Below are 10,095 nucleotides of genomic sequence, written 5' to 3' on the forward strand. Positions count from 1 at the left end.
TTCGATTCGAGTGAGGTCACGCAGCAGGGCGGGCGCTGCTATCGGTTTGATGCGGACGCGCGTCGCGGGTCACGCCGCGCATCAGGATGATCAGCAGCGTGGCGCCGATCAGATCGAAAGCGCCGAGGGCGCCGAATAACGGTGTGTAGCCGATCGAATCGGCGAGCGCGCCCACCAGCAGCGAAAAGCCGAGGCCGCCGATCCACGCGGACATGCCCGCAAAGCCGGCGACGGTGCCGACTTCGCTGGGATCGAACACGTCGGCGGCGAGCGTATTCACGAGCGCTGAGATCATCTGATGCGCGAAGCCGCCCACGCAGAAAAGCGCAATGGCCTGATACGGCGACGCGACGAGTCCGATGCACGCCGGTCCGAGCATCATCAAGGCGCCGAGCACGACGCCTGCGATGCGCGACCAGATGAGTGGCACGCGCAGATGCTTCATCAGGAAGGGCGACAGATAGCCGCCGAACAACCCGCCCAGGTCGGCGGCGAGGAAGGGCAGCCACGCGAACATCGCGATCTGTTTCAGATCCATATGACGCTGCGTGGCGAGATACAACGGAATCCAGAAGCTGAACGTTTGCCACGCCGGCTCCGCGAAAAAGCGCGCTTGTGCGATTGCCCAGAAGCGGCGCGTGCGGAGGACTTCGCGAATGCTGCGCCGCTGCGGCGCGCCCGGCGTTTGCCCGCTGACGATCGTCTCGCGCTCCGCCTCGCTGATGCGGGCGTGCTCAGTCGGCGAGCGGTACAGCAGATACCAGGCGGCAGCCCAGATGAAGCCGAGCGCGCCGGTCACGGCAAAGGCGCTTTGCCAGCCGTACCGCAATGAGAGGAACACGACGAGCGGAGGCGCGAGCAGCGAACCGAGCGACGTGCCCGCGTTGAAGTAGCCCACCGCGACGGATTTCTCGCGATTGGGAAACCATTCGGCGACCACCTTCATGCCGGCCGGTATGGCGACGGCCTCGGTCAAGCCCATGAGTCCGCGCAGGGCCGCGAGCGAGAACCAGCCGCTCGCGAAACCGTGCAGGACGCCTGTCAGCGACCACAGGCACGCGAACAGCGCAAAGCCGAGCCGCAAACCGATCAGATCGATGATCAGCCCGCAGATGGGCTGCATGATCGTGTAGCCGACCTGAAAAGCGCCGACCACATACGAGTATTGCTGCGTGCTCATGTGCAGCAGCTTCATCAACTCCGGCGCCATCACGCCGAGCGCGTTGCGCGACAGATAGTTGACGATCGTCCCGAGACACACGAGCGCGATGATCCACCAGCGCAAACCAATGATTGTTTTCAAAATCTGTCTCCGTACGCGAAGTGTCCGCTGGCTGGCCGTCGGGAAAGCGGGCATGCGCGAATTCGAACATTTATCTTCGGTTAGTGTCAGTCATCGTATCACTGATGTGTTTGTGAGACACCAGGGAAAACCATTGGATGTATTCGATTTTTGGCCGAATAAACAACGAAATTTGGCGTTTAGACGATGCGTGTGCGACTAGAGGTCGGACGACATGTCACTTGTAGATTTTCGTAAATATGTTCTTTCGAACATCAAATGTTCGTTTCGCGTGCGCGACGCAAATGGCGGATGGCTGTGTGAGTCCGCTGCGGCGACGACGTGCTCATTGCCTTTAACGCGCCTCGCCGTATGAGCCGGATCGACTGGCGCCTCGAAGCTGGCCGCATTCAATACAACCTAAATCGCGCGGGAGCGTTTCTGTGCCGAGGCAGGGCAGAGGCATGAAGAAATAATGCTTCGATATCCTACGGATGCTGTCCGCGCTGGAAATGCCAAATGCCATGCGTGCCCGGCCGTGCATATCGCCGTCGGACGAATTCTCCGCTGCGTGAACCCGTGGCGAGCAGAGCCGCCTCGCATCGCGCCGCTCCGATTACAACGCCAGCGCTTCTTCACCAAAACCATGTCCGATGTAACGAGACGTAACCGGCCGGCCATGCACGCGATGTTATGCATCAGTTATTACAAAGTTGAAATACGCGGAGCGGCGCCTTGCGCTATATTTCCGCCAACAACACATTCTTCAAAAAGGGTGATCGATGAAGTCCGCTCGTCTTGTTCCACTTTTGATCGGGGTTTTCGCGCTGGGTGCGTCGGGCGCCGCAATGGCCGGCGGTGTCAACATCGGTGTCAACATCGGCATTCCCGCGCCGGTCTACGTCGCACCGGCGCCGGTCTATGCACCGCCGCCGCCTCCTCCGCCGCCGGTCGTCTATCAACCGGCGCCCGTGTACTACGGCGGCCCGGCGATCGTGATCGGCTGGCACGGCGACCGCTACTGGGACGGCCGCCGCTACTGGGCGCGCGATGACTGGTATCGCCATCATCCTCCGGGCCATTACAACTACGGCCGCGACCATTACGACAATCATCGCGGCTGGCATTAAGCGTCCAGACCGCGGTCGATCGAATCGCGAAGTCAAAGAAAAACCGCCCGAAAAGGGCGGTTTTTCATTGGGCTTCTGCAATAGGCCCGCTAAACGCAGCGGCGCGCACAAAGCGCCGCGCGCTCACTCGGAACGCTCGTCGTTCACTCCGTCACTGTGGCCATGCCGCCGACCACCGCGCTAAAGCCGCTATCGACGTGCACGATTTCCGCCGTCACGCCGGCCGCCAGATCCGACAGCAGGAACGCCGCCGTATTGCCGACCTGTTCGATCGTCACGTTGCGCTTGAGCGGCGCGTTCTGTTCGACGAACTCGAGAATCTTGCCGAAGCCCTTGATGCCGCTCGCGGCCAGCGTCTTGATCGGGCCCGCCGAAATGCCGTTGACGCGCACGCCTTTCGCGCCGAGCGAGACCGCCAGATAACGCACGCTGGCTTCGAGCGAAGCCTTGGCGAGACCCATGGTGTTGTAATTCGGAATCGCGCGTTCGGCGCCGAGATAGCTCAGCGTGAGCAACGACGCGTCCGGCGTGAACATGGATTGCGCGGCCTTGGCGAGCGCGGGGAAGCTGTACGCGGAGATGTCGTGCGCGATGCGGAAATTTTCGCGCGTCATGCCGTCGAGAAAATCACCGGCAATCGCTTCGCGAGGCGCAAAGCCGATCGAGTGAACGAGACCGTCGAGGCCGTTCCAGTGTTGCTTGAGCGAGACGAAGAGGGCGTCGATCTGCGCGTCGTCGGCGACGTCGCAGGGGAACACAAGGTCGCTGCCGAACTCGCTGGCGAACTCGGTGATGCGGTCCTTGAAGCGCTCGCCGACATAGGTGAACGCCAGCTCGGCGCCTTCGCGCTTGCAGGCTTGCGCGATGCCGTAGGCAATCGAACGGTTCGACAGCAGGCCGGTCAGCAGGATACGTTTACCAGCGAGGAAGCCCATGAAATCTCCTGATCGGATCGGCGCGCCGCGCACGTCGACACTGTGCGCAACGGACGTGCGGATCGCGCGGGTTTATTGGGTAGAATTCTCTCACACTGCAATTGCCCACTGACCAACAAGGCCCCTATGACAACTGGTTCGCGACGGGTTTCAACGCCTCGTGCACTCCGGTGCAGCGTGATTCACAGACCCTCGCGTGCCGGCCTCGCGATTGCGCCACGTTCATGGCGCGCCGCTTGCGCCGCGATGATGTGCGGCGTGCTGGCCGTGGCTGGTCTTCTCGTGGCGCCGCGGGCGCATGCGGTCTATGCGATCGCGCAATACGGGGCACCGAAATATCCGGCGGATTTCAAGCATTTCGACTACGTCAATCCGGACGCGCCGAAGGGCGGCACGCTGGTGCTGGCCAATCCGAGTCGCCTGACCAGCTTCGACAAATTCAATCCGTTCACGCTGCGCGGCAATACGGCGCCGGGTGTGGACCTGATGTTCGAAAGCCTCACCGTCGGCAGCAGCGATGAAGTGGCGTCCGCTTACGGGCTGCTCGCCGACGACATCAACATCGCCCCGGATGGCCTGTCGGTGACCTTCCACATTAATCCGCGAGCACGGTTTTCGAACGGCGATCCGGTCACCGCCGACGACGTCAAGTTCTCGCTCGACACGCTGAAAAGCCCGCAGGCCGCGCCGCAATTCGCATCGATCTTCGGCGAGATCACGCGCGCGGTGGTGATCGATCCGCACACGATCCGCTTCGAGTTTCACCAGCGCAATCGCGAGTTGCCGTTGCTCGCGGGCGGCATACCGGTGTTCTCGCGCAAGTGGGGAATGAAGCCGGACGGCAGCCGCATCCCGTTCGACCAGCTCGCGTTCGAAAAGCCGATCGGCAGCGGGCCTTATCTGATCGAGCAATACGACAACGGCCGCACGATTACGTACCGACGCGACCCGAATTACTGGGGCGCGGCGCTGCCGGTGCGCGTCGGCATGAATAACTTCGATCGCGTCGTCTACAAGCTGTATTCGGATAGCACGGCACGGCTGGAAGCATTCAAGGCCGGCGAGTACGACGCACTGGTCGAATACGTCGCGCGCAACTGGGTGCGGCGTGACGTCGGCAAGAAATTCGATAGCGGCGAGCTGATCAAACAGGTGTTTCCGCAACATAACGGCACCGGCATGCAGGGCTTCATGCTGAACACGCGGCGGCCGCTGTTTCAGGACGTGCGCGTGCGCAAGGCGCTCGATCTCGCGCTCGACTTTCAGTGGCTCAATCGGCAGTTGTTCTTCAATCAGTACACACGTATCGACAGTTTCTTCGCCAACACCGATTTGCAGGCGAAGGGTCTGCCTTCGCCGGGTGAATTGGCCTTGCTCGAACCGTGGCGCGCGAAGCTCGACCCGGCGGTGTTCGGTCCGCCGCCGAAGCAGCCGGACACCGACCCGCCCGGCTCGCTGCGCGCCAATCTGCTGGAGGCGCGCGCGCTCTTGCAGCAGGCCGGTTGGACCTACCGCGACGGCGCATTGCGCAACGCCAAGGGTGAGCCGTTCCGCTTCGAGATTCTCGACGACTCCGGCTCGTCGGCGCAGATGGAGCCGATCGTCGCGACCTTCATCCGCAATCTGCAGAAGCTGGGCATCCAGGCCACGTTTCGCGTGTCGGATTTCGCGGTCTATCAAAAGCGTCTGGACGCATTCGATTTCGACACCACTACTATCCGCATGCCTGACGTGCAGGTGCCCGGCTCCGAGCAGATCGAACGATTCGGCAGCAAGGCCGCCGATACGCAGGGTTCCGATAACATGATCGGGCTGAAGTCGCCCGTAGTGGATGCGATCCTAAGTGCGCTCGTGCATGCGCAAACGCGCGAGCAACTGGTCGACGCCACCCACGCGCTCGACCGTGTGCTGATGCATGGCTACTATGTCGTGCCGCACTGGTACAGCGCGACGCATCGCGTGGCGTTCAAGCGCGGCCTTGCGTGGCCAAAAACGCTGCCCCTGTACTATTCAGCGGAAGGCTGGATCACGTCGATGTGGTGGTTCGCGCAACCACCATCGCAATCACAGCCGCAAGCGCAACCTTAACCGCGCTAACGCGTCATTCATTCGGAAACGCCGCCATGTGGAGCTACATCCTCAAACGCCTGCTGCTGATGATCCCGACCTTGCTCGGCGTGCTGACGCTGACCTTCGCCGTGATCCAGTTCGTTCCCGGTGGCCCGGTCGAGCAGATGCAGCACGAGTTGCGCAAAGGCGCGGAGGGCGGCGCGCCGTTCGGTCTGCGCGCGCATACCGGCGTCGACGCGCAGCAGATCGCGCAGCTCAAAGCGCTATACGGCTTCGACAAACCGCCGCTCGAACGCTACGTGCTGATGCTCAAGCGCTTCTCGACGTTCGATCTCGGCCAGAGTTATTTCCGCCATCAAAGCGTGTGGTCGCTGATCGTTTCCAAGCTGCCGGTGTCGATCAGCATCGGCTTATGGACGTTCTTTCTGACGTATCTGATATCGGTGCCGCTCGGCATTGCGAAGGCGATACGCAACGGCTCGCGCTTCGATGTCGCGACGAGCCTCGTCGTGCTGTTCGGCTACGCGATTCCGGGCTTCGTGCTGGGCGTGTTGCTGCTCGTGCTGTTCGGCGGCGGCACGTTCCTGCAACTGTTTCCGCTGCGCAATCTCACTTCGGACAACTGGGCGCAACTGAGTGTGGTCGGCAAGGTTCTCGACTATCTGTGGCATATCGCGTTGCCGATCACGGCCTCGGTCGTGGGCAGTTTCGCGGTCGTCACCATGTTGACGAAAAACGCTTTTCTCGATGAGATCCGCAAGCAATACGTGCTGACCGCGCGCGCCAAAGGATTGTCCGAAAAGCGCGTGCTGTGGAAGCACGTGTTCCGCAATGCGCTGTTGCCGCTGATCGTCGGTTTCCCGGCCGCGTTTATCGGCGCGTTCTTTACCGGCAGTCTGCTGATAGAGACGCTGTTTTCGCTCGACGGCCTCGGGCTGCTGTCGTACGAATCGGTGGTGCGGCGCGATTACCCGGTCGTGCTTGGCACGCTGTATCTGTTCACGCTGATCGGGCTCGCGACCAAGCTGATCTCCGATCTTTGCTATGTGTGGGTCGATCCCCGCATCCAATTCGAACAACTGGAGCGCTGATGAATCGAGCCCGTCTTTCCGCCGACGCGTCGGCGCGCACCGAACCGGCGCGCGCGTTCGTTTCGCCTTCGCCCGCGCGCCGTGTGTGGCAGCGTTTTCGCCAGCAGCGTCTGGGCTACTGGAGCCTGATCGTGTTCGTCGTGGCATTCGCGGCGAGTCTGGCCGGCCCGCTGTGGTCGAACGACAAGCCGCTCGTGGTGCGCTACGACGGCAGCCTGTATTTCCCGATGTTCAAGACCTACGCCGAGACCACCTTCGGCGGCGATTTCCCGACGCCGGCCGATTATCTCGATCCGTATATCAAGCATCGTTTCGACGCACCGGGCAATTTCGCGCTGTATCCGCCGAATCGTTACTACTACGACACGCTGAATTACTTTTCGAAGGCGCCGAATCCGGCGCCGCCGTCGCGCGACAACTGGCTCGGCACCGACGACCGCGGCCGCGACCTGTTCGCGCGATTGCTCTATGGCTTCCGGGTGTCGGTGGAATTCGGGCTGGTGCTGACGCTGATCGGCACCATACTCGGGATCGCGGCGGGCGCCGTGCAAGGTTATTTCGGAGGACGTACCGATATCATCGGGCAGCGTTTGATCGAAATCTGGAGCGCCATGCCGGAGCTCTATCTGCTGATCATCTTTTCGTCGATCTTCGAGCCGGGCTTCATTCTTCTGATCGTGCTGCTCTCGCTGTTCGGCTGGATCGGCCTGTCCGATTACGTGCGCGCCGAATTCTTGCGCAATCGCCACCAGGACTACGTGCGAGCGGCACGCGCGATGGGGCTGTCGAACTGGCAGATCATGTGGCGGCATGTGCTGCCCAATAGCCTCACGCCGGTGATCACGTTCCTGCCATTTCGGATGAGCGGCGCCATTCTCGCGCTGACGAGTCTCGACTTTCTCGGCCTCGGCGTGCCGTCGCCGACGCCGAGCCTCGGTGAGTTGCTCGCGCAAGGCAAGGCGAATCTCGACGCGTGGTGGATTTCGCTGTCCACCTTCGGCGTGCTGGTGGCGATGCTGTTGCTGCTGACCTTCATGGGCGACGCGCTGCGCAACGCGCTCGATACCCGTATCTCCGATGCCATGCGCGCCGGAGGCAATCAATGAGCGCGAACCTGCAAAATAACGCGACGCTGCCGCTGCTCGAACTGGACCATCTGCATGTGCGTTTCGGCGACACCGTCGCGGTCAGCGACGTCACGCTCGCGATCCAGCGCGGCGAGCGGGTGGCGCTGGTCGGTGAATCGGGTTCGGGCAAGAGCGTGACCGCGCTGTCGATCCTGCGTCTGTTGAGCGACGCGCAGGTGAGCGGCTCGATCCGTTTCGACGGCGAGGACCTGCTCGGCAAAACCGAGCGCGAGATGCGCGGCTTGCGCGGCTCGGACATCGCGATGATTTTTCAGGAGCCGATGACCGCGCTCAATCCGCTCTATACGGTCGGCGATCAGATCGCGGAAACCATCGTCGTACATGACGGCGTGACGGCGAATGAGGCGCGCAAGCGCGCCGTGGCGCTGCTGGGGCGCACCGGTATCGCCGAGCCGGGCAAGCGCGTGAACAGCTATCCGCATCAGCTGTCGGGCGGCCAGCGTCAGCGCGCGATGATCGCGATGGCGCTGGCGTGCCGTCCGCGTCTCCTGCTCGCCGACGAGCCGACCACGGCGCTCGACGTGACGATCCGCGCGCAGATCGTCGATCTGCTGCTGGAGTTGCAACGCGACGAAGCGGAAAAACGCGGCATGGCCGTGCTGCTGATCACGCATGACCTGAACCTGGTACGCCATTTCGCGCAACGCATCGCGGTGATGGAGAAGGGCGTTCTGGTGGAGAGCGGGCCGGTCGAGCAGGTGTTCGAGTCGCCGCAGCATCCGTACACGCAACGTCTGCTGGCGAGCCGCCCGGAACGCACGGTGGTGCCGGTTCTGCCGATTTCGCCGGTGCTGCTCGAAGCGCGCGGGATCTCGGTCGATTTCAAAACAAAGCTGCCGGGATTCAGCGGCTGGTTTCGCTCGGGGCGGTTTCGCGCCGTCGCGGACGCGAACGTGTCCGTGCGCCAGGGCGAGACGCTGGGGATCGTCGGCGAATCGGGTTCGGGCAAATCCACGCTGGCGATGGCCTTGCTCGGCCTGCAACGCACCGTGCACGGCGAGATCGAGTTTCAGGGCAGGGCGCTCGGCAGCTACCGCGGCGCCGAACAGACCGCCTTACGCTCGAACATGCAGGTTGTCTTCCAGGATCCGTTCAGTTCGCTTTCGCCGCGCCAGACCATCGAGCGGATCGTCGGCGAAGGGCTCGCGCTGCACCGGCCGGCCATGACGCCGCAAGCGCGCCGCGACAAGGTGATCTCGGTGCTGCGCGAAGTCGGCCTCGATCGCACGGTGCTGCAACGCTATCCGCACGAATTCTCCGGCGGGCAGCGTCAACGGATCGCGATTGCGCGGGCGCTGGTGCTGGAACCGCGCATTCTGATCCTGGACGAACCGACCAGCGCGCTCGATGTTTCCATTCAGCAGCAGGTGCTAAAACTGCTCGCGGGATTGCAACAGAAGTACAACCTCGGCTTCGTTTTCATCAGTCACGATCTGGCCGTGATCGGGGCGATGGCGCACCGTGTCGCAGTCATGCAAAACGGTTCGATCGTCGAAAGCGGCGAGGTTGAGGAGATTTTTGCGACACCCGCCCACCCCTATACCCGAAAGCTGCTGAAAGCAGCGCTGGACCTTTGATTTACGGCTTTTTCACCAATTGGGTGCGTGTCTCGATTGTATTTTTCTATTTGTTTTGACATGTGAATACTTACTGGCTAGTATCGACCAAACTTTTTTCCGTAGACCCCTGATTTTTAGGCAAAAAATACCGACCAATGCAGCACAGAAACCTAACCCAGGCTTGCACGCGCGTCGTCGCCGGGATGTTCATTGGCGTCTTGATGGCAGCAGCTCCCGGCGCGTTCGCCGACGAAGTAAGCAGTTTCAATCAGAATGCCTCATATTCGACCCTCAGCGGGTCGAATTCTTTGTCCGCTCCCACTTCGCAAGCAACCGCTCCCGCTAGCGACAGCGGCGCCAAATCGTTCCTCTCCGGCATGGCCGGCAAAGCGGGCGACGTGGTCGTCGGCGCGCTGAACATGATCGGCGTGCGTTACCGTTGGGGTGGCAACACTCCGGATTCGGGACTCGATTGCAGCGGCTTCGTGCGCTACGTGTTCCAGGACACGCTCGGCATGGCGCTGCCGCGCCGCGCCGAGGAAATGAGCCGCGTCGGTGAGAAGGTTCGCGTGAGCGATCTGAAGCCGGGCGATCTGGTGTTCTTCAACACCATGCGCCGCACGTTCTCGCACGTCGGCATCTATATCGGCGACAACAAGTTCGTGCATTCGCCTTCCACGGGCAGCACGATCCGTGTCGACGACATGGATGACGGCTACTGGGAAAAGCGCTTTACCGGTGCGCGCCGGATCGAGGCGTCGTATCAGGACGGCCAGGATCTCCGCAAGCGCGTAAACGCGGCAATCGGCGGCAATCAGTAAGAGATTGCGCCGGCGATTCCCGGCATAAAAAAGCCTGCTTCGAATGAAGCAGGCTTTTT

General features: G+C 62.0%; 8 protein-coding genes. 6 read left to right on the top strand and 2 right to left on the bottom strand.

Annotation, left to right across the window (positions count from 1 at the left end; all coding sequences use genetic code 11):
- Positions 1–16: 16 nt before the first annotated feature.
- On the bottom strand, positions 17–1,303 hold the full coding sequence (locus PQR42_RS18295; protein WP_408387180.1) for an MFS transporter: 1,287 nt from the start codon (positions 1,301–1,303) through the stop codon (positions 17–19).
- Positions 1,304–2,064: 761 nt separating this feature from the next.
- Here PQR42_RS18295 and PQR42_RS18300 point away from each other — a divergent pair.
- Positions 2,065–2,412, top strand: a complete 348-nt coding sequence (locus tag PQR42_RS18300) for a hypothetical protein (RefSeq protein WP_408203833.1) — start codon at positions 2,065–2,067, stop codon at positions 2,410–2,412.
- A 143-nt stretch (positions 2,413–2,555) separates the two neighbouring features.
- Here PQR42_RS18300 and fabI read toward each other — a convergent pair whose 3' ends face one another.
- Positions 2,556–3,347, bottom strand: coding sequence for an enoyl-ACP reductase FabI (gene fabI, locus PQR42_RS18305; RefSeq protein ID WP_408493691.1), 792 nt, complete (start codon positions 3,345–3,347; stop codon positions 2,556–2,558).
- A 246-nt stretch (positions 3,348–3,593) separates the two neighbouring features.
- On the opposite strand from fabI, the gene PQR42_RS18310 reads away from it, so the two are divergent.
- The 5 genes from PQR42_RS18310 to PQR42_RS18330 all read left to right on the top strand — a co-directional run bounded on the left by PQR42_RS18310 (position 3,594) and on the right by PQR42_RS18330 (position 10,036).
- Positions 3,594–5,435: an extracellular solute-binding protein gene (locus PQR42_RS18310; RefSeq protein WP_408387264.1), complete on the top strand. Its 1,842-nt coding sequence runs from the start codon at positions 3,594–3,596 to the stop codon at positions 5,433–5,435.
- A gap of 35 nt (positions 5,436–5,470) precedes the next feature.
- Positions 5,471–6,508: a microcin C ABC transporter permease YejB gene (locus tag PQR42_RS18315; RefSeq protein WP_408203837.1), complete on the top strand. Its 1,038-nt coding sequence runs from the start codon at positions 5,471–5,473 to the stop codon at positions 6,506–6,508.
- The gene (locus PQR42_RS18320) at positions 6,508–7,614 is read left to right on the top strand and encodes an ABC transporter permease (protein WP_408203839.1); all 1,107 of its coding nucleotides are present in this window, start codon (positions 6,508–6,510) and stop codon (positions 7,612–7,614) included. Before PQR42_RS18315 ends, PQR42_RS18320 begins: the two co-directional genes overlap by 1 nt.
- Entirely contained in the window at positions 7,611–9,233 is a 1,623-nt protein-coding gene (locus PQR42_RS18325) for an ABC transporter ATP-binding protein (RefSeq protein ID WP_408203841.1), read from the top strand. The genes PQR42_RS18320 and PQR42_RS18325 overlap by 4 nt, the downstream gene beginning before the upstream one ends.
- Before the next feature lie 137 nt (positions 9,234–9,370).
- Positions 9,371–10,036, top strand: a complete 666-nt coding sequence (locus PQR42_RS18330; RefSeq protein ID WP_408203843.1) for a C40 family peptidase — start codon at positions 9,371–9,373, stop codon at positions 10,034–10,036.
- The last annotated feature ends 59 nt before the right edge of the window (positions 10,037–10,095 follow it).

The sequence above is a fragment of the Paraburkholderia sediminicola genome (assembly GCF_046027355.1).
Taxonomy (GTDB): domain Bacteria; phylum Pseudomonadota; class Gammaproteobacteria; order Burkholderiales; family Burkholderiaceae; genus Paraburkholderia; species Paraburkholderia sediminicola_B.

What these genes read in the sequence shown, in the direction of transcription:
- PQR42_RS18310 (WP_408387264.1), top strand. Translation starts at nt 3,594, where the DNA reads ATGATGTGCGGCGTGCTGGCCGTGGCTGGTCTTCTCGTGGCGCCGCGG.
- PQR42_RS18300 (WP_408203833.1), top strand. Translation starts at nt 2,065, where the DNA reads ATGAAGTCCGCTCGTCTTGTTCCACTTTTGATCGGGGTTTTCGCGCTG.
- PQR42_RS18330 (WP_408203843.1), top strand. Translation starts at nt 9,371, where the DNA reads ATGCAGCACAGAAACCTAACCCAGGCTTGCACGCGCGTCGTCGCCGGG.
- PQR42_RS18320 (WP_408203839.1), top strand. Translation starts at nt 6,508, where the DNA reads ATGAATCGAGCCCGTCTTTCCGCCGACGCGTCGGCGCGCACCGAACCG.
- PQR42_RS18325 (WP_408203841.1), top strand. Translation starts at nt 7,611, where the DNA reads ATGAGCGCGAACCTGCAAAATAACGCGACGCTGCCGCTGCTCGAACTG.
- PQR42_RS18315 (WP_408203837.1), top strand. Translation starts at nt 5,471, where the DNA reads ATGTGGAGCTACATCCTCAAACGCCTGCTGCTGATGATCCCGACCTTG.
- fabI (WP_408493691.1), bottom strand. Translation starts at nt 3,347, where the DNA reads ATGGGCTTCCTCGCTGGTAAACGTATCCTGCTGACCGGCCTGCTGTCG.